General features: G+C 68.2%; 14 protein-coding genes. 6 read left to right on the top strand and 8 right to left on the bottom strand.

The window, feature by feature from the left end; genetic code table 11:
• The first annotated feature begins 193 nt into the window (after window positions 1-193).
• The 3 genes from HDC93_RS19780 to HDC93_RS19770 are packed head-to-tail and all read left to right on the top strand — an operon-like array spanning window position 194 to window position 3,490.
• The gene (locus HDC93_RS19780; RefSeq protein WP_185012207.1) at window positions 194-640 is read left to right on the top strand and encodes a hypothetical protein; all 447 of its coding nucleotides are present in this window, start codon (window positions 194-196) and stop codon (window positions 638-640) included.
• Window positions 641-645: 5 nt separating this feature from the next.
• Window positions 646-2,820, top strand: coding sequence for a hypothetical protein (locus HDC93_RS19775; RefSeq protein WP_185012206.1), 2,175 nt, complete (start codon window positions 646-648; stop codon window positions 2,818-2,820).
• On the top strand, window positions 2,813-3,490 hold the full coding sequence (locus tag HDC93_RS19770; protein WP_185012205.1) for a hypothetical protein: 678 nt from the start codon (window positions 2,813-2,815) through the stop codon (window positions 3,488-3,490). Before HDC93_RS19775 ends, HDC93_RS19770 begins: the two co-directional genes overlap by 8 nt.
• 1,073 nt (window positions 3,491-4,563) lie before the next feature.
• Here HDC93_RS19770 and HDC93_RS19760 read toward each other — a convergent pair.
• From HDC93_RS19760 to eccB, 8 genes are all read right to left on the bottom strand, one after another.
• Window positions 4,564-4,866, bottom strand: a complete 303-nt coding sequence (locus HDC93_RS19760) for a WXG100 family type VII secretion target (RefSeq protein ID WP_185012204.1) — start codon at window positions 4,864-4,866, stop codon at window positions 4,564-4,566.
• An 88-nt stretch (window positions 4,867-4,954) separates the two neighbouring features.
• Window positions 4,955-5,293: a WXG100 family type VII secretion target gene (locus tag HDC93_RS19755; protein ID WP_097221214.1), complete on the bottom strand. Its 339-nt coding sequence runs from the start codon at window positions 5,291-5,293 to the stop codon at window positions 4,955-4,957.
• Between the two features lie 93 nt (window positions 5,294-5,386).
• Complete coding sequence (locus HDC93_RS19750; protein WP_260419658.1) at window positions 5,387-6,472, bottom strand: S8 family serine peptidase; 1,086 nt, start codon at window positions 6,470-6,472, stop codon at window positions 5,387-5,389.
• Between the two features lie 203 nt (window positions 6,473-6,675).
• Window positions 6,676-8,361, bottom strand: a complete 1,686-nt coding sequence (locus HDC93_RS19745; protein WP_185012203.1) for a hypothetical protein — start codon at window positions 8,359-8,361, stop codon at window positions 6,676-6,678.
• On the bottom strand, window positions 8,361-8,813 hold the full coding sequence (locus HDC93_RS19740) for a hypothetical protein (RefSeq protein ID WP_185012202.1): 453 nt from the start codon (window positions 8,811-8,813) through the stop codon (window positions 8,361-8,363). Before HDC93_RS19740 ends, HDC93_RS19745 begins: the two co-directional genes overlap by 1 nt.
• Window positions 8,814-9,008: 195 nt before the next feature.
• Window positions 9,009-9,575, bottom strand: coding sequence for a hypothetical protein (locus tag HDC93_RS19735; RefSeq protein WP_260419657.1), 567 nt, complete (start codon window positions 9,573-9,575; stop codon window positions 9,009-9,011).
• Complete coding sequence (mycP, locus tag HDC93_RS19730; protein WP_185012201.1) at window positions 9,563-10,834, bottom strand: type VII secretion-associated serine protease mycosin; 1,272 nt, start codon at window positions 10,832-10,834, stop codon at window positions 9,563-9,565. Before mycP ends, HDC93_RS19735 begins: the two co-directional genes overlap by 13 nt.
• Before the next feature lie 11 nt (window positions 10,835-10,845).
• Window positions 10,846-12,372, bottom strand: coding sequence for a type VII secretion protein EccB (gene eccB / locus HDC93_RS19725; protein ID WP_185012200.1), 1,527 nt, complete (start codon window positions 12,370-12,372; stop codon window positions 10,846-10,848).
• Between the two features lie 200 nt (window positions 12,373-12,572).
• Here eccB and eccE point away from each other — a divergent pair, with 200 nt between their 5' ends.
• The 3 genes from eccE (at window position 12,573) to HDC93_RS19710 (ending at window position 19,069) form a co-directional block, all read left to right on the top strand.
• Entirely contained in the window at window positions 12,573-13,889 is a 1,317-nt protein-coding gene (eccE, locus tag HDC93_RS19720) for a type VII secretion protein EccE (protein WP_185012199.1), read from the top strand.
• Complete coding sequence (locus HDC93_RS19715; protein WP_398985668.1) at window positions 13,886-14,674, top strand: hypothetical protein; 789 nt, start codon at window positions 13,886-13,888, stop codon at window positions 14,672-14,674. Before eccE ends, HDC93_RS19715 begins: the two co-directional genes overlap by 4 nt.
• 333 nt (window positions 14,675-15,007) lie before the next feature.
• Window positions 15,008-19,069, top strand: coding sequence for an SCO5717 family growth-regulating ATPase (locus HDC93_RS19710; RefSeq protein ID WP_311774580.1), 4,062 nt, complete (start codon window positions 15,008-15,010; stop codon window positions 19,067-19,069).
• Window positions 19,070-19,315 lie beyond the last annotated feature (246 nt).

Here is a 19,315-nt window from a genome sequence, read left to right as displayed (position 1 = left end):
GAGTCGGGTGGGCTTGAAGATCCAGACGAGCGGACCAGTCACAAGGGCATGCGCAGGCGCGAGTTGCAACTCGGAGGGGAGAGGACTTCTGAGTACGTCTGGCTACGCTGACCAAGCGTGATCGTCCAGCAACTGGCGGAGCGCAATCATCCGGGAATCGGACGGGCGAGACACCGGGGGAAGGGACACACCGATGGCGTGGGATGAGTGGGAACAGCTGAAGTCCGAGGCGGCTGAGCAGCAGTCGACGCGCATGCAGCTGAACCAGTATCCATCCGACCAGGGGGGAAACAACACCCAGGGAGACCTCGTAGCAAGTCAGAAGGATCTCGCGGGGGTCGGTAAAGCGGCCCATGACCTGTTCACGGACTTCACGGCCTATAGCGGCCATGCGCGCGTGGCCTCCGAGGCGGCCGCTGGCGCCCTCAAAGGGGAGGGATTCGCCCTGGGGGGCGCGCTGGAGCATGTGACAGAGCGCTGGAGCCGGCAGACCAAGACGCTCCTGGACGCCTGTGCCCACATTTCCAACCACCTGCGGTTCACAAAGAACCAGCACGCTGCCGACGAGTCCTACATCGCCGGCACGGTCAGCAGCATCGCCCTACTCGACGAGGGCTTCGACGACCGGAAGGGCCACTGACTCCGATGGACCTCGACGCACTGCGCCACGGCAACTTCTCGAAGCTCGGTGAAGCGATCACCGACTGGGAACAGATGACGAGGAAGCTGGCGGACCTGCAGAAGGACGCAGAGAGCAACCTGAAGTCCAAGGCTGACAAGGCAAATTGGGTGGGGGTCAACGCCTCCGTCAGCCGCGGCTTCATCACCAAGACCGCCGCCGAGTTCGCCGACGCCCATACCCAGGCCAACTCCATCACCAAGATCCTCAGCGACACCCGTGGTGAGCTCATCGGTTACCGCACCCAGCTGAGCGAGGCGATCGCGCGGGGGGCGCGGCAGAACATGACCGTGATCGACACCGGGGAGGGCACCTTCACTGTCACGGGGAACACCCGGCCCGACTGGGCATCCGACCCCAGCGGGAAGACGGGAGCGGCGGACCAGAAGGCGGTGAACGCCCTCAGCGATGAGATCGAAGGCATCCTGACCAAGGCGACGCAATGCGACAACAGTGCCGCGAAGGCCCTAAGGCTTATCGTCGACCAGGCGAAGTACGGATTCAGCGACGCCGACTACTCGGACCGGGACTCTGCGGCCAAGGCTGTCGCGGCCGCGGAAAAGCTGGCAAAGATGGCCAAGAAGCCGTCCGACATGAACCTCAGTGACATCGCCAACTTCAACCGCACGATGGAGAAGTACAAGGCTGACCCCCTGTTCGCGGAGCAGTTCGCGAAGGGCCTAGGTGCTAGGGGGACACTCCAGTTCTGGACCGAGATGACCTCCGTCCACGCCGGCGCCAGGGGCTCGGAACTCGAGGCCATGAAGAGCCTTCAGCAAAACCTCGGCCTGACCTTGGCTACGGCATCCTTCTCGGACTCGGACGCCATGCAGAACTGGAAGAAGGACATTATCGCCGAGCGCAACACGAACTTCGTCGCCTCAAACTCACCCAGCCCTGTTGGCGCCCTCGGCTCCCAGGTCATCAGCAGCCTCATGCGCAAGGGCGTGTACGACACGGAGTTCCTCGATGGCTACCGGGAGAAGCTGTTCAAGGCGGACAAGGGAGCGGGGGACGCCGGCACCGACAACCTTTGGGTCAAGGGTTACGACTCGCTGGACCTCGTCTTCGGTGATGGCAATGGGCGGGATCCTTTGGAAGGGCTTTTCGAGGGTCTGTCCCACAATCCCGAGGCGGCGGTGCACGCGTTCGAGTCCAAGACGGACCTTGATCACATGCTGGGCACCACCAGGTACACGGACCGGGGTGAGACTCTTGGGCGGGCTCTGGAGACCGCGGTTACAGGGGTCGCCGCCGATGACTACACATCAGCGGCGCCGCCTCACAGCACCGAGCAAGTCCAGATCATGGCCAACATCATGAACGCGGTGGCACAGCCCGGCGGAGGCTCGGACCTGGTGGGCAACGGGCTGGGGGAAAGCCTCGGAGACATGGCGGCTTCCTATATGCCAGAGATCAGCCGGGCTCTCGGAGGCCCTAATTCAGAGGTGTTCCTAACTAACAGCGAACTTCCAGAGGCACTGAAAACAGCGGACGTGACACGATTCCTCTCGGAGGTCTCTCTAGACCCTGCAGGAAGAGCCGGGATCATCATCGGTGAGAGCGTCTATACCAGTGGCCTCTTGGACGCACACCTCTCTGATCCATCTCTCTTCGACGGCCCCCGCAAGCAAGTTCTCGAAAACATCGGCAGAAATGCAGGCATCATCGAGGGGATTGTCGGGCATTCGGTGGCAGATGAAAGTGTTCAAGCCGCCATTGATGGAGAGTCTGACTACAACGACGCTCTACAGAAGAAGGGAGATTTCATCAAGACGTGGATCGCGACCGGCTTGGGATATGGATCCGTCTCCCTTTTCCCGGGTAGCCACGCCGCGGCCGGCGCAGCAGTCGGAGGCTTTGCTGGAGGGGTCGTCGGTTTGGCCGTTGATCGCTTCCTTGAGGGGCAAGAACTGAAAGGCGCTCGAGATGAGGCACTATATGCGAGCGCCAAAGACCTCTACGACATGCGGGATTCAGTCAACCAGCAAACACAATGGTCGACCGAGGACGCTCTTAAGGAGCACCACGTGGATCTCCCCAAAGACGGGACAAGCGACACCGTCCGCGTCGCTGTCAATCAAGGCTGGGACGACGCAAGTGAATTCCTAAGCCGATCCAAGGTGCGCCCGAATGGCTAGGATCACTGCGAGTAAGGAACGGTTTGCGACGTCTGAGTACACCGCCAAAGGTTTTGTCACCTCCCTGGCGGTCCTCGGTCTCGTATGCACTGCTGCCTGGTTTGGATACGCACAGATCTTCACCAAAGGACTTGAGCGCTTGCCGCCCAAGGTGTGCGACGGGGCCGTCGATCGCCAAGTGGTGATCAGGACGCTACCGCGCACACGAACGGCGGAGGAGGGCGCCAGCCAGCGGTACGAGAGGGAAGACCTTATGTTCTCCTGCCACGTACGCACCAGCGCGGGCTCGATTCTCTCCGGCATGGCGCGCGTCGAAGACGCTTCCGTCCAGCAGTGGCTCAACCACTATGGGACAAGTACGGATGGCGATGCCGTACGTGTTTCCATCGGTGGCGTCGAGGCATCGGCCGAGCTCGACTCGAGCAGTGGCAGCTCCTCCATCTATATTCCTTGCGTCCCTCGCGGAGTCCGAGCCGAGGAAGCAAACGAATCCTATGCGATCATCGCAGAAGCTGGCGTGATCGGGAACGGAAGATTTTCTGGAGCAAAACTTCGCCAAGCGGTAACCGACTTCACCTATCAACTTACCAAACACACTTATGCACTGGCCGAATGTCGTAACCCCCGGACTCTTCCTGAAGAGCTGCCCCGTTACGAGGACCACGCATGACGGACGAGGAGATCATCAGGAACTTCGACGGACGAGGCCGCGTACAACTGCAGTTCCCTTACACCACTAGTGCCGAACAATGTCGCCGTATGGTGGCGATTGCCCATGCTCTCGGCTACAAGCCGCTGTTCACCGACACTCTCGGCCGCCGAGAGTTCCCCCGGTTCTACGAACGTGACGACACTCCCGACGCCCGCCGCCGGGCGGAGCAGACCATCGAACGGCTGCGCGCGGGCGGCCCAGTATTGCCGCCGCTGGAGCCCCCACCGCCTCCACCTCCACCCGTCCCGCCCTTCACACCTCAAAAGTCGCCATCGCGCTCCCGACCGTCGTTGGAGCCCAAAACGCCTCCGCCGCCGAGGCCCCCAAGGGCTCGGATTCCGCCACGTCCGACCTATCCGCCTCCGCCACCACCTCCGCCTTCCGTCGGCCCGGATTCTTCGTCGTAACGACGTTCAGACGCCGACGCAGCTGTGGTTCTTGATCAGTCGCGATAGCCGAACGTCAGTGGACGAACGTCATAGGGGCGGAAGTGAGTGCCGTTCGAGCCCGTCGCCCTCAAGTGCGTCTACACGGCACTGATGAGACTCCACCCGACCGGCAGGAGCCGCAATTGAGGGCCCGAAGCGCAGCTTCCCTGATCAAGTAGCCGTGCCAACGCACTTCTATCGTCAGTACCCTCAGTGAAGCCGTGCACCCATCGCCGCTCCCAAGGTGCTGCCGTCGTCCGTTGTGAGCTTGCACCTGGTGGTGGTCCCGACCTTGGCGGCGAGGTCCTCTGGACAGGTTATGTACGGCTTTGGCACGGCCCGTTGTGGGGGGGAGCTTTTCGGCGAATAGGGTGGCCACCTTGACCGAAGACATTCTCGCCGTCGACCCGATGTTGACCGAAGCCGAGAGCAGACAAGCATCAAGCTGGCGGCCGATGGCCGGGAGGTTCGAGATCGCTGCGGACGACCGTGTTGTGGCCGTGAAAACTCCGACCTTGAGGTCTTGACAAGACGAAGCGAACCAGACAGCGCAGGGTGGGCACCTCCCGTGTGTGCCCACCCTGGTTCCGCGATTGCGCGCTCCTACTGGAAGTAGCTGGCGCCCTTCAGGTCGCCGCCTCGGTAGTCACCGCCGGCGGTGTGGACTCGCTGCGAGATGTTGACCAGCGCCTGGTGGATGCCCCGCGCGTGCGAGTCCCACTGCTTGGACTTCTTCTGGAACTCCTCGTACGCTTCGCCGCCCCAGCCCGAGGACACGTTGAGCACGGCCTGCTTCAGGGCCTCGAGGTCCTCCTCGAGCTTCTTTGCCTGATTGCCGAGCTCGGTGGCGAGCGCATCCATGGTGCCGTAGGTGACGGCAAGTTCGTCGTAGTGGGCTCCGGACATGTTTCCCTCGTTTCTGTGCAGATTTCAGCCGGACTGCGCAGCCCGGACCACGGTGCGGCTCGCTGCCGCCGATGGCTCGTCAGTAGCCTCAGTAGCTGTTGAGCGCCGAAGTCTTTCCACCGAGATCGTCCACCGAGATCTGCTTGAGGTCGGCTTCGATCTGGTCTTCGAGGTTGCGCTTGTCGGTCTTGTTCAGGTTGATGCCCTCGAGGAAGTCGTCGAGCATCTTGCCGATCGCGACCATGTGCTGATTGATTTCCGTCTGCTTTGTGTTGAACGCCTGGGCGCCCTGTCCCCTCCAGGCCTTCTCGATCATGTCGATCGTGCCCTGCAGCTTCGCGAGCGATCCCCTGATGTTGTCGTATCGATCGACGACCTCGGTCTGAAGCCTCTGTACGTCGCCTTCATTAAGCTTGCGGTCGACCATTTCGGCACTCCCCTTCGTAAGAGCTGTGGTTCGTTTCCGAGCGCGTCATCGCGCCGGAGAGGTCGCGTGTGACCGGTTGACGTGCGTGAGTTGTCACGCTTTTCGCCGCGAGCGGATCACCGCGAAGGCACCGCCGCCGATCACCAGGGCCGCCCCTACGGCTCCGAGAGCGACCCACATCGTGGCGTTGTCGGACGACTCCGAGGTCGATCCTGATGCCGAAGTCTGGCCGCCAGAAGGGCTCTTGGGGGCCTGTGATGAGGTTGATGCGGGAGCGGAGGGTGAGGCGGTGACGCCCGTGACGCCGGTTCCGTTCTCGAAGCTGAGGGGGTCGGTGGCGGCTGACCCCGGGTTGATGTCGCTGTTCTCCAGCACCTTGCGGGGGCGGACCAAGCCGTAGCCCAGAAAGTTGCTCGGCTTATTCTTCGGCCAGTCGCGGCTCGCTGTGTCGATCAGACTGCTGAGAACCTGGTTCGCGGTCCAGTCGGGGTGGGCGGACCAGATGAGGGCGGCGGAAGCCGAGGCGATGGCAGTTGCCATACTTGTTCCATCTCCGTTGTCGCAATACGAGCGGAACGTTGCGTCGCACCAATAGGGCACGTTGAGGCCTGGCGCCGCCAAATCGACATAGTTTCCGCGCTCCGAGAACTTACCGACTTTTCCCTTCGCATCCGCGGCAGCCACCCCGACGACATAAGGATAGGCGGCCGGATAGCCAATAAAGCTCTTGGATTCAGCGTCATTTCCAGTGCCTGCGAACATCAACTTGCCCTTGGACTGGGCGTATTTGACGGCCTCTTCCTCGTCTGGGTCGATGATGTCTCCGGCGAATGACATGCTGATAATCTGGACATCGCTATCGGCGGCAGCCCTGATCGCATCCTCGACCGATGGCGTCTTTTTCTTGTCGGTGGCGCTCTTAACACCCTTGACGAGTACCCGATAAGGGACAATTTTCGCGCCGGGCGCTAGGCCCCGCAGGCCGCCGCCTGCGCCGGTCCCGGCAATCAACTCCGCCATGCTGGTGCCGTGGCCATCGTAATCCGTGGTGGCGTTATACGAGACTGCCTTAGGCGCCACGTCTTCTAGCACCTGGCCCTTGAGGGAAGACGTGTGTGGATTCACGCCAGTGTCCAACACAGCAACCTTGACACCCTTGCCAGTGCTGATCTTCCACATCGCGTCAGCGTTCATTGCGTCCAAGTACCACTGCTGGGAGTGGACGTGGGCAGCGATCGCGCTCGGAGCCAGCCCCGAAGACATGATTGCGAAAGCACCGAGTGCCGCGCACACGGTGCATACCTGTCTTCCGGCAGGTCCTGCGAAGAACGCCGTCAATCCGCCGCTGGTCCCTGTCATACCTCTGTAGATCCTCGCTCTGATCAGTCAGTCGCTGGTGGCGTGTTGCGTCGCGGTGTCTCCGGTTGCGACCCACCCTCACGATCCCTGCGGTTCCCGTTTCGTCGGTTTCCCGTGCGGTCGTGCGGCGCGCCTGCGGCGCCTTCGGCCGGTCCACCGCTTCTCCCTGCTGGGGCTCGGCCCTTGGGTGTACCAACGACGCCGTCGGCATTGCCCGCGGCTGGACGCGCAGTCTGGCCCGGACGAGCGCCAGGGGTGGGGTTCGGGGCCCCGATCACTCCGCGCTGCCCGATTAGGCCGGCGGGCGCACGGGAGCCGGTGTTGCCGTCGACGCCGACGACCGTGCCGCGTGGGACCTTGGAACCGGTCACCCCTTGAGGACCTGCGGCGGGTCTTCCGCCGACAATTCCATTACCGCGCGCCGCACCCGTGGCACTCGCACCGCCCGCGCGTTCGCTCGTCGGTCCTCCGACGGTGCGTGGCATCCCGCCGGAGACGCCTCGGCCCATGGGTGAAGCGCTGCCACCTCGAGCACCGGACTGCCCCGTGGTGTTGGCGTGCCCCACTGGGCCTGTGGCGCCGCGACCGCCGACGGTCCCGCTCGGAGTGCCTGTACGTCCTTGAGCCGAGATCGGGGCCCTGTTGCCGTTCGCTCCGCCGAAGGCCGAGGTGCGGCCGGCCGGCCCACTGAAGGCGGGAGGAACTGTGCCGGAGGGGAAGGGAGGGGCTGTCCCTCCGCTGCCGCCAATGGGACCAGTCATCGTCGGCGCCACACTGGTCGTCGGCCTTGCGTTTTCCTGTGGCGACAGAGTGCCTACGCTGTCGATCTTAGTACCGACGTCCCCATCTGAGGTGATAGGCGAGTCATCCGCCGGCTTGAGCGGCGCGGTAGTGCCTCTTGAATGTGAGTGGCTCGACACCGTGCTCGACGGGTCCTGTCCGGCCACTACTGACTCACGAACAGTCCCGAGTCCACCGTTGCCTTGCACATCACCACCCGTGATGATGGGGGTTTCGTAACCTGGCTGCGGTTTAGGCACCCCCACATCCGGCATAGGCTCGAACGTCGGCGGCTCCTGCCCCGCCATGATTTCTTCCGACACCGCATAGAAGGACGCCAGCCGGTTCATCTGGTTGATCGCCTCTTGGCGGTCCTTCTCGGCCTTGACCGCAGCCGCGTACTCCGCGTTGCTCTCGATCTGCTTGGGCGTCGGAATGTCCGCGACCGCCTTGGGGTCCTCTCGGGTGTCGCGCGGCGGCATTGCGCTTCGGACGGAGGCGAGGCCCGTGGCCGCTGCCGTCACCTGGGTGCCGGCGGCGTCGGCGAAGGCGGCGAGTTTGCGGGCGTGGATGACGAGATTGGCGCCCCACTTGCGGAAAGCCTCGCCCGACTCGCCCTCCCAGTCGACCCGGGTGATGTGGCCCTCGAGTTCCTCGGCGGCGTCTTCAATGGCCCTCTGGGCGTTCAGCAGGGCAGTGCCCGCAAGTTCGAGGTCCTCTGGTTTTGCGGACTCGACCATGTCGATCATGGCGTTCAGGGCGTGGCCCTCGAAGTTCGTCTTGCCGAAGACACGGGGGACCTTCCAGCCGAAGGGGAGGAGTTGGGCCACCCCCGTCGCGCCGCTCACCATGTCGATGACGTTGACCTGCGCCGCGGCCTGTTCCCTCTCCGCCTGGTGCAGTACCGGGTGTTCCTGCTCTTCACCCATCAGTACAGGTCACCTGCCTGGTCGTCATCAGAACGTTCTGGCGCGGTCTTGCCCTGCTTCGCGGCCTCCGCAGCTTCCCTCTCCTGCTTCGCTTCAAGCTGCTGACGGCCGATCTCAGTCCTGATCTCCCAGAACCGCCGCCGCTCCTCCTCGTCGACGTTGCTGAAGTTTCCGCCCGCGCCCATGACGGCGATCTGCATCGCCTCGATCTGAAGACCCAGGTTCTTGGAGAGTGCGGTGAGGCGTTCGTGGACGCGCTCGTACTGGCTGTGGAGGCCCTTGGCCTCGGCGAAGCCGCCCGAGCCGCTGAAGGAGGCCTCGGAGAGGGCGTGCGCCGCGATCTTCTGCGGGCTGCCGGGTGAGCCCTCGAATGTGGAGAGCACGGCATCGACACGCTTCTTGAAGGTTCCCAGTGCCTCCAAGCCGACTTTGAAACCCTCCGCAGGCAGCATGCCTTCCCTCCCCGTTCCCCGTTTGTTAAGTCGTTGAGCGGTGCACAGGTGATCACCGGTCGGCACACTCGATCACCACTGTAGTCAACGTGTGTGACACAACCAACTGAACTTCGTGGTATGTGAGTTACCAGGGGGACCAGACCGGCCGAGCCACGAAGTCAGCAGCCCCCCTGCCGCGTCGTCACCGCGAAGTCATACGAGGGTCCTCTGACCTCCCCCGATTCCCGGCGGCTCATAGTCCCCGTCCTTCGACCGGGTGCGTGTGACCTGCATACAGAAGGCCGAGTCACCGCCGGTGACCGTGTAACGCGCCTCGGAGGGCGTATTCGAGTCGGCGGGCGTCGCATTCACGCCGTACTGCGGGGCGTCGCCACCGCCGTGCTCGACGACTTCCTGCTCGATCTTTGTCGCGTATTCGTCGATCCAGCCGGTGTCGTCGTCCTCGGCATAGATGTCGCCGAAACCGGAACTGCCGTCCAAGGCGTCCGTGGCGCCCCGCACCGCGGTCGTCAACTCGGTGTCGTCCCACGCCGTGTCATCGGAGACCTTGAAGCCCTGCACACACAGGTAGATGCCGACGCCGGCCAGGGCGACGAACACGAAGCGAGCGGCGATGAAGGAGGCGTCGGACAGTTCTCCGGCCGACGGGTTGATGCCGGCGCGCCACGCTCGGACGCGGTCCGCCTTGACGCAGGCCATGGCCAGCAGCACGGCGGACAGGACGAGGCCGAGGACATTCAGTTCGGTCAGCACGTCCATGATCCGCCCTGCACCCGTCGCTTCTGCCTGCGTCGCGCGTCCCGGAGCGCCACCGCCGTGCCGCCCATCCCCGCGACGAGGACCACCGCGCCCACGGCCACGTAGGTGGCGAGGCGGGCGTTGCGTTCCTCGGCGGTTTCGCCGATCTGGAACTCGGCCGGGGTGGGGGCTTCCGGTCTGCCCAGGCCTGCTTGGGGGTTGGGGGACTCCATGGGGTGTTCGTCCTGCGTCAGGGCTCGTACGGGGTCGACCACTCCCCAGCCGACCAGACGGTCGTGGCCCGCGGTGGTGCGCTCCGCGGTCTGCTCGATCTGGGCGACGATCTGCCGGGCCGTCCAGTCGGGGTGTTTCGCCTTGATCAGCGCCGCGAGGCCGGCGACGTACGGCGCCGAGAAGCTCGTACCGTTGTCGGAGCAGTGGCCGCCCTTGGGGACGGTGGAGATCATGTCGACACCGGGGGCCGCGACGCCGACGAACTCGCCGGACTGGGAGAAGGCGGCGCGCTCGTTGTTGCGGTCCGAGGCGGCGACGGCGAGGACGCCCTCGTAGGAAGCGGGGTAGGTCTCCTTGACGTTGCCGCCGAGGCCGTCGTTGCCCGCCGAGGCCACGACCACGATCTTCCGGGCCAGGGCTTGGTCGATCGCCAGCTTCAGATCGGACGTCGACGTCATCGGCTTAGTGGTGTCCTGGGAGATGTTGATGACGTCGGCCCCGGCCTGGATGGCGTAGCGGATCGCGTCGGTCAGGGTGCCGACGTCGCCGTTGCCCTCCGCGTCGTTCTGCTGGATCGGGATGATCGTCGCGTCGGGGGCCAGGCCCACGAAGCCGGTGCCCTTGGCGGGGCGGGACGCGATGATGCCCGCGACCTTGGTGCCGTGGCCGACCGTGTCCGTGGTGCCGTTCTCCTTGCCCCGCTCGATCGGGTTGCCGTCGTCGTCCTTGAGGTTCCTGGGCAGGAAATTGCGGCCGCTCTTCACGTCGACCGCGTCGGTGAGTTGGGGATTCGTCACGTCGACGCCGGTGTCGATCACCGCCACCCGCATGTCCTTGCCCGTGGACTGGCTCCACAGCTCGTCCAGGAGGACGCGCTGCAGGGACCAGGGGCGGCCCGGGTACTTGCCGTTGGGGAACGCGCACTGGTCCGAGTACGGCAGGTCGGCCGCCGTCGCCGGGGGCGCGAGGACGACGGGGGCGGTCGTGAGCAGGGTCGCCGCCGTCACCGCGGTCGCCCTGCGGAGGAAGGAGGGCACGTGTGGCATGTCCGGACCCCTCAGGAACCCTGCGGCTGGCGTGCCGCCGTCGTCGACAGGCGTGGGCCGGTCGGCAGGAACTCCGACCAGGCGACGGGGATCGGCGCGGGGCCCACGTCCTTGTAGCCGAGCCGGGTCTGGGCCTGCTGGGCCTCCTGCTGGGCCTGCCGGCGGTCCTTGGTCGTCGTACCGATGCCGGCGTCGTCCGCGCCGCTGTCGGCGTTGGACTGCAGGACGTAGCGCAGGCCGGTGTCGGTGACGAGGAAGACGGGGCCGGCCTTGGTCTCCCTGCCCTGGAACTGGCGGTAGAGCTGGCCGGAGCCGGGCGTGACGTAGGCGCTGGAGGAGCCGGTGGGTAGCTTGGCCGGGAAATCCGTGCCGGCCCAGGTGCTCAGGGTCGTGCTCCCCGAGCCGGCGTCGACGCCGCGCAGGACGTTGCAGACGGTGCCGCGGCCTCCTGCGGTGCCGGAAGCATCGTTGACGGGCTGGGGGTCCTCGGTGGGCCAGCGGTGCTCGGTGCCGAAGGGCTTGCCGGGGACGATCGCACCCGGGCTCATGTCCTTGGCTGCACCGGCCTGACCGAGGGAGGCCAGCTCCTTGCTGAACAGCAGGAGTTGGGCCACGAAGGCCGAGACGGGGGCGACCCGGCCGGGCAAGACCACGTAGTACTGATCGCTGTTGAGGTCGGACGCCTTGAGGACCATGCCGACCTTGTCGGTCTCGTCGTCCAGTTGGCCTGGGGCGTCGGCCGCGACACCGATGTGATCGGGGATCTTCGGGAAGGAGATCGGGTCGCCGGTGTGCAGGGTCTCCAGCCACTCACGGGAGACCTTCTGCGGCTTGCCTCCGGAGCCGACGACGGCGCGCAGCAGCAGTTCGTTGCTCTTGTCGATGGGGTACGAGCGTCCGCTCGCGTCCACCACGTAGTGGTTCCCGTCGGGGGCCACGACGTAGAGCAGTTGCCCGCCCGTCAGTTTCTCGCCCTTGCCCTCGGTCGCCTTCACGTCGCGGGAAGCGAGGACCAGGGCCGCCTTCTGGATGGACTCGCCGCCCGCGCTCTGGCGTTCGCAGACCGCCCAGCGCTTCTCACCGCCCGCCTCGGACGGCGAGGGGAGACGGTCGGGCGCGTAGGGGATGCCGATGGTGGCTCCGTGGGGGATCTTGCCGTTGTCGAGGACGGACTCGGCGACGGTCACCACATCGCCCCGGCCTTCGTTGAGGAGCAGCTTCGCGGAGGCCATGTTGAGGACCGGGTGCAGTTGGACCTGTTGGCCGGTCTTCAGGACGACGTAGCGCGTGGTCGAGTCGCTGGCGACGATCACCTTGGCGTTGGGTTCGTCCCAGCCTTTGGGCGCGGTGGGCTTGAACATGCCCCAGGCCCCGAAGACCGCCATGACGACCACGGCCACGATGGCGCCGGGGATGACCGCTCGCAGTGGACGTGGTGCCCCCTCGTCCGAACCGTCGGGCGACGACTGCAAGAAGGCCGCGAGCATGCGGCGCTTCGCGAAGGTGTAGGCATTGAGCTGGTCGCGCCGAGATGCCATCTCTGCTTGTCTCTCCCCGTGTTCAGATGTGCCGCGCTCGCCTGGTGTGTCATGGCCGACCGCCCCGGTGTCAGAGCGGCCCCCTACTATGCCTGGTATCCGCGGGGACTTGTGTTGCGGGTAGGGTGCCGGGGCCTTCACAGGCAGGGTGCGGTGCTGAGACACCAGCGAGTCGTCAGCAGAAACGGGGGGATGGAGTGATGGTTTCCGGAACGCGCGCCCGGTCCCGCGACCGATCGCGGACGCGGGGTGCTTCGGCGTCCGGGCAGGGACCGGCGCAGCAACCGGCTTCGCCGGGGGCGCTCCACTCCAAGGTGCGTTCGGGTCAGGTCGGGGCGTTCCGGTTGCAACGCCTTGTCCTGTTCGAGGTCGCGGCCGCCGCCGTGCTCGTCGGATGGGTGATCGATCCCGTGGCCGTGGTGCCTGCGGCTGTCCTCGCCGGCTGTCTGGTGCTGCTCTCCTTCCTCCGTCGCCGCGGGCGTTCCCTGCCCGAGTGGCTGGCCACGGCTCAGGCGTTGCGTGCGCGGCAGCGGCGGGCCGCGCGTACGCCGATACCGGAGGGCACGGAGCCGGGGCTGTCGCCGGCCGTGGAGTGCGACCCGAGTCTGCGGACGTACACGTACAGCGGCCGCGACCGCCGCCCCGTCGGAATCGTCGGGGACGGTACGTTCGTCACCGCGGTTCTGCATGTCGAGGCCGACGCCACCGCGCTGCGGGCCGAGCGGAACAAACAGCCGTTGCCGCTCTCTCTGGTGCACGACGCCTTGGATGTGGACGGTATCCGGCTGGAGTCGGCGCAGGTCGTGCTCCACACCCAGCCCGCGCCGGCGATCCATCTGCCCCGGCAGTCCGTGGCAGTCGCCAACTACGCTCCCCTGCAGGAGCAGACGGGTGCGCCGGCCGTACGCATCACGTGGATCGCGTTGAAGCTCGATCCGGAACTGTGCGCGGAAGCGGTGGCCGCCCGCGGGGGCGGCCTGGTCGGAGCGCAGAAGTGCGTCGTGCGTGCCGCCGATCATCTCGCGAGCCGACTCACCGGCTCCGGATTCCGGGTGACCCTCCTCGACGAGGAGCAGCTGACCGCCGCCATCGCCACGTCGGCCTGTGCCAACCCGCTGGTGACGGCGGAGGCCGGGCGGACGGACACACGGGAGCGGCGGACCGAGGAGTCGGGCCGGAACTGGCGCTGTGACAACCGCAGACACACCACGTACTGGATTCGTCGGTGGCCCGCCCTGGGTGGGGAGAGAGCGCCGTCGCTGCCCCAGCTCGTCGCTCTGGTGACGGCCGTCCCCACCCTCGCCACCACCTTCAGCCTCGCGCTCAGGCGGGGGGAGCGGAACGAAGTGTCCGTCTGCGGGCACCTGCGGGTGACCGGGCGCAGCGACGACGAACTCGTCGCCGCCCGGCGCGGGGTGCAGGCTGCGGCCCGCCACACAGGCATGGGGCTCTCCCGACTCGACCGGGAACAGGTGCCCGGCATGCTGGCCACTCTGCCCCTCGGAGGTGCCCGGTGACGGCGACGACCCCGCGCGTAGGACAGGCGGCGGCCATCGGACGGGGCGAGCCGCAGTCCTCTGCCCCCGAGCGGGCACGTGAACTACTGCGCCGCGGCTTCGGATTGTTCGGCCCCAGACACCCTCGGCACTCTGTGACCGTCGACCAACTGGACGCCCTCGCCCTTCCCGTCGCCGACGACGGCGTCGTCGTCGGCGTGGACGCGGAGAACCGGCCCGCTGTACTCGGGCTCAATCGGCCGCTGCCGTACGACGTCGTGCTCATCGGCGGGCTGTGGACCGTCCAGGTCATCGCGCTCAGGGCGGCGGCAACAGGGACGCGGGTCGCCGTGGAGACGGCGCGGGCGCAGGTCTGGATGCCGATGGTGCACGCCATGGGGGGCGGTCAGAACGGGATGGCCGTGTACGACGTCGGGCGGGTGCCGCCGCTGGGTGCCTCGGCCGGTACGCCGGTGCTGGTGGTGCGGGACTGCGGGATGCGGCCACCTCGCGGTCGCGTGGTCTCCGGGCCCTGGCAGTCGGTGCTGACCCTGTTGCCGTACGTCAGCCCGGTCGCTCCGCGGCTCGTGCGGCAGGCGCGGCTGGTGGGCATCCAGAGGGTGTCGCCCGACGAGGCCACGCAACTGGGCCGCACGATGGCGCTCACCCGGGCCGAAACGGACTCCCTGCCGGGGCTCTCCGACGGCCTCACCCTGTGGTGTACCGACCGCGATCGGCAGTACGTGATGACACAGCCCACGGATGTGGAGACCGGGTTGTTGGGTACGCCACGTCGGATGGACTGACGGGCCTGGCAGCGAAACCGTTCACAGCACCCGGTTTGTTGACTGTTGCGCCAGCAATTGCGTCGTATTTGCCTGGTTTTCAAGGTCCAGCGTTGCTGTGGAGGGGCAGACGGGCCTGCCGGGTCGGGGCGTGTGGTGACTAGGCTGGGACAGGGATCGACGTCGGACCGCGTGGAGTAGGCGTCGGCGTCCCAGGCAAGCGGGGGAGCCTGTGGAGCGGACGACCTCGGACGACCTCTGACACGCCTCAAACGACTTCGCACGACGTCGGACGACAAGCAAGGGTCGCCCCAGCACGGCATGAGGGTGCTCGACCACACCAGGAGGAACACTGTGAGCAGCGATCGGGACGGGATCCGCGGGGGCTGGGCGACACCCGGCGATGACCAGCCCGACGCGGAGTCCGCAGCAGAGGTGACGGGCGAGTTCACCATCGACTACGCGCCGCCCGCCTGGTACACGCAGAACGCCTCGGGGAACTCGTCCTCGGGACAGGGGACGGGGGCGTCCGAGGAGTCCAGTCCGTCGGGGGCTGCCGGAGGGCCCGGGGGTTCCGGGGCGCCCGGGGGCTCCGGGATGCCGAAGGGGCCGGTGCCGCCGCTGCCCGGGCTGACTCCGCCGCCGCATGCCAATCCGTCCGGTGGGGCCTCGGCCTTCTCGCCGCAGAGTCCCGCTCAGGGACCGGCCTCGGCGTCGCAGCCGGCTCCGGCGCCTGGTGCGCCCTTCACGCCGCCCGTGCCGCCGCCCGCTCCGGGTGCTCCGTTCACGCCCCCGCCGCCCGCGCCGGGTGCGCCCTTCACTCCGCCGGCCGCCGGAGGCCCGGCCGGTGTGCCCAGGTTGCCGATGGGGAGCGGTTTCGAGCCGCAGGCGTCGCAGCAGGCGCAGTCCGAGGCGCCCCAGGCGGGTCCGGCCTCTCCCACGGCTGTGCCGCACATCCCCGTGGGTGGGTATCAGGCGCAGTGGACGCCGCCGGCTCCGCCGGAGACGGCTCCGGCTGCTCCTGCTCCTGCTCCCGAGGCGGCCCCGGCTGCCCTGGAGGTGGCTCCTGCCGCTCCGCACGTTCCCGAGGCACCGGCCACTCCTCCTGCCACCCCTCCCGCCGCCTCCGGGACTCCCGAGGTTCCGGCTGTGGCTGCCGGTGCGGCGGAGCCGTCGGCCGGTGATCTGGAGAGCGGCGCCACCATGCGCTTCTCCGCCGTCGCCCTGAAGCGGGAGATCGAGGAGCGGGCCGCCGCGGAGGCGGTTTCCACGCCCGACGTGCCCGGTACCCCCGACGCCGAGGGCAAGGGTGACAGCGAGGCGGACGAGGCCGCCGACGAGACCGGCAGCACCGTCCGCGCGGATGACACGGAGGACCACCGCCCTGACGCGGAGGCCGACGACGCGTCCGACGGGGTCTCGGAGTACGCGCTGGACGCGGACGCCTTCGCAGACGTGCCGTCGGCCGAGGAGGCCGAGCCGGAGGAGACGCGGCCGGAGGGCGAAGACGCGGCGCCCGTGGTCGTCGAGCCGCCTGCCGTGGCAGCCGACGACAGCGAGCCAGAAGACGCCCCCGTCCAGGACGGGGCGCCCGCCGACGACGCCCGTTCGGAAGAAGCCGAAGACAAGGACGCCGAGGCGGAGAACACCGTGCGCGAGGACGCCCCGTCGGAGGCCGCTGAGCCCGAGGACGTCCCGTCCGAGGCCACCGAGCCCAAGGGCGCCCCGTCTCAGCCCGCCGAACCCGAGGACGTCCGGCCCGAGCCCGAGGATGCCCTGCCGGCAGGCGCCGAACCCCCGCGTGGGGACGCCGTCGCTGCTCCTGAGGAGCCCTCCGACGCGCCCCACGCCGACCTCGCGTCCTCGGAGAGCGAGCCGGAGGACGCCGTACCGGCCGTCCCGGCCCCCGACGCCCCGGCGCCGCAGAGCACTCCGTCCGACTCGGTTCCCCCGCTCCCGCAGGGTGTGCCGCCGGGGCCGCCGTCGTACCAGCCGGCGGCCCCGGCGCCCGCGCACCAGTGGCCCGTGCGGCCTCAGCAGCAGCCCCAGCCGGAGGCGCGGCCCGCCGATGCGCAGGTGCCGGGGCGCGGTCAGCCGCCGGTGCAGCCGCAGCCCTCGGTACCGGCCCAGCAGCCGCCGTTCCAGCCCCAGGCTCCGCAGCCCGCGCCTGCCGCATGGAACCAGCAGCCCGCACCGACGCCTCCGAACCAGCCGCCCGCCCAGCCCGTACCGCAACCCGGCGGCCACGGCTTCCCGCACCCCGGAGCGCAGCCCCCGGCCGCGCCGAACGCCCAGGGCGGCTACGGCTTCCCCCACCCCGGCGCCCCGGCCCCGACCGCGCAGCCCCCGGCCCAGCAGCCGGACGGCCCGCACGCGCCCCCCGCGCAGGGCGGCTACGGCTTCCCTCAGCAGGGCGCACCCGCCCCGGCAGCCCAGCAGCCCCCGGCCTCGCAGCCCGCCACACCGCCCGCCCCCGCGCCGGCCCCGCAGGACGGTTACGGCTTCCCCCAGCCGGGCGCCCCCGCCCCGCAGGCCGGCTACGGATTCCCCCACCCGGGCACCCCTGACGCCCGGGGCGGCTACGGCTTCCCCCAGCCGCCCGCCCAGCAGACGCAGCCCCAGCCTCACTCCGGCGTACCCCCGCAGCCCCAGCCCCAGCCCGAGGCCCAGCCCCCGCACACCGGGCAGCCCCAGCCCCAGCCCGGCGTACCCCCGCAGCCCCAGCCCCAGCCCCAGCCCGAGGCCCAGCCCCCGCACACCGGGCAGCCCGAGCAGCAGCCGGGTCAGCCCGGTCAGCCGGCCCATCAGGGCCACCCCGGGCAGCCCCAGCAGCCTGTCGACCCCCGTACCGGTGCCGCCTGGCCGCAGCCCATGCAGCACGACCAGCGGCAGCCGACCAACCCCGGGGCCGCGCCGCTCGGTTACACCGCTGCCGTGGAGCTGTCGTCCGACCGGCTGCTCAACAGCAAGAAGCAGAAGGCGAAGAGCAGCCGTCCGGCGGCCGGTGGCGGACGGTTCAAGATCGGCGGCAAGAAGGAGGAGGCCGAGCGGCAGCGCAAGCTCGACCTGATCCGCACGCCCGTGCTGTCCTGCTACCGGATCGCCGTGATCAGCCTCAAGGGCGGTGTGGGCAAGACGACCACGACCACCGCGCTGGGCTCGACGCTCGCCACCGAGCGGCAGGACAAGATCCTCGCGATCGACGCCAACCCGGACGCTGGCACGCTCGGGCGCCGGGTGCGGCGGGAGACCGGGGCGACCATCCGTGACCTCGTCCAGGCGATCCCGTACCTCAACTCGTACATGGACATCCGGCGGTTCACCTCCCAGGCGTCCTCCGGTCTGGAGATCATCGCCAACGACGTCGACCCGGCGGTGTCCACGACCTTCAACGACGAGGACTACCGGCGCGCGATCGACGTGCTCGGCAAGCAGTACCCGGTGATCCTCACCGACTCCGGCACCGGTCTGCTGTACAGCGCCATGCGCGGTGTGCTGGACCTCGCCGACCAGCTCATCATCATCTCGACGCCATCGGTGGACGGGGCGAGCAGTGCGAGCACGACGCTGGACTGGCTGTCCGCGCACGGGTACGCCGACCTCGTCTCGCGGTCCATCACCGTCATCTCCGGGGTCCGTGAGACCGGCAAGATGATCAAGGTCGAGGACATCGTGACGCACTTCGAGACGCGCTGCCGTGGCGTCGTCGTCGTGCCGTTCGACGAGCATCTCTCCGCCGGTGCCGAAGTCGACCTCGACATGATGCGGCCGAAGGTGCGGGAGGCGTACTTCAACCTCGCGGCCATGGTCGCCGAGGACTTCGTCCGCCATCAGCAGTCGCACGGCCTGTGGACCTCGGACGGCAACCCGCCGCCGGTCGCGGCCCCGCCGATGCCCGGCCAGGCCATGCCGGGTCAGCCCTACGCCCAGCCGGGCCAGCCTCCGTACCCCGGGCAGCAGCAGCCGGCGCCCGGTCAACAGGTCCCCGGCCAGCCGGGCCCGTACCCGCAGCAGTCGCAGCAGCCGCAGCCGCAGCCCGGCCAGCCGTACGCCCAGCCGGGTCAGCCGTACCCGCAGCCCGGACAGCCCTACGCCCAGCCCGGACAGCCCTACGCCCAGCCGGGACAGCCCCCGGTCCAGCCCGGCCAGCCGTACCCGCAGGCCGCGGCCCAGCCGCCCTACCCGCAGCCCGGGCAGCCGGGACAGCCGGAGCAGCCCGCTCAGCACGCCGGGCAGCCGGCGGCCCACCCCGGACAGCCGTACCAGCAGCCCGGGCAGCCCCCGGCCGCTCCCCCGCAGCCGGGCTACGGCTACCCCCAGCCCGGTCACCCGCCCCAGCCCGGTCACCCGCCCCAGCCCGGTCACCCGCCCCAGCCCGACGGGCAGACCCCGCCGCCCCCGCCTCCGACGCAGTAATCACCTCACCCGATCGGGCCCTTCTCAAGGGCCGATCGCCGCCCGGCCCGCGCCGTTCCGACTCGGCGCGGGCCTTGGCGCGTTCAGGGGCGAAATTCCGTTGCCAGGCCCTGGCCAGGGGCGCGTCAGTGGTCTCCACCAATGGGTGCGAAAAGCTCGCCAATTCGTTATTTCCGCAGGCCACAAGGGGTGAACGCGCCGTTGACGGGTGGAGACGGCCGCTGGTACACACACATCACGCATCTG

This window comes from Streptomyces sp. AK010 (genome assembly GCF_014207295.1).
GTDB classification, from domain to species: Bacteria; Actinomycetota; Actinomycetes; order Streptomycetales; family Streptomycetaceae; genus Streptomyces; species Streptomyces massasporeus.
Note: the sequence above shows the minus strand (reverse complement) of the source record. Positions and strands in the feature narration are given on the sequence as shown.

Bases quoted from the DNA above. Each gene is read 5' to 3' on its own strand.
- HDC93_RS19775 (WP_185012206.1), top strand. From the start codon at position 646: ATGGACCTCGACGCACTGCGCCACGGCAACTTCTCGAAGCTCGGTGAA.
- HDC93_RS19750 (WP_260419658.1), bottom strand. From the start codon at position 6,472: ATGTGGAAGATCAGCACTGGCAAGGGTGTCAAGGTTGCTGTGTTGGAC.
- HDC93_RS19755 (WP_097221214.1), bottom strand. From the start codon at position 5,293: ATGGTCGACCGCAAGCTTAATGAAGGCGACGTACAGAGGCTTCAGACC.
- mycP (WP_185012201.1), bottom strand. From the start codon at position 10,834: ATGCCACACGTGCCCTCCTTCCTCCGCAGGGCGACCGCGGTGACGGCG.
- HDC93_RS19735 (WP_260419657.1), bottom strand. From the start codon at position 9,575: ATGGACGTGCTGACCGAACTGAATGTCCTCGGCCTCGTCCTGTCCGCC.
- HDC93_RS19780 (WP_185012207.1), top strand. From the start codon at position 194: ATGGCGTGGGATGAGTGGGAACAGCTGAAGTCCGAGGCGGCTGAGCAG.
- HDC93_RS19770 (WP_185012205.1), top strand. From the start codon at position 2,813: ATGGCTAGGATCACTGCGAGTAAGGAACGGTTTGCGACGTCTGAGTAC.
- HDC93_RS19745 (WP_185012203.1), bottom strand. From the start codon at position 8,361: ATGGGTGAAGAGCAGGAACACCCGGTACTGCACCAGGCGGAGAGGGAA.
- eccB (WP_185012200.1), bottom strand. From the start codon at position 12,372: ATGGCATCTCGGCGCGACCAGCTCAATGCCTACACCTTCGCGAAGCGC.
- HDC93_RS19740 (WP_185012202.1), bottom strand. From the start codon at position 8,813: ATGCTGCCTGCGGAGGGTTTCAAAGTCGGCTTGGAGGCACTGGGAACC.
- HDC93_RS19760 (WP_185012204.1), bottom strand. From the start codon at position 4,866: ATGTCCGGAGCCCACTACGACGAACTTGCCGTCACCTACGGCACCATG.
- eccE (WP_185012199.1), top strand. From the start codon at position 12,573: ATGGTTTCCGGAACGCGCGCCCGGTCCCGCGACCGATCGCGGACGCGG.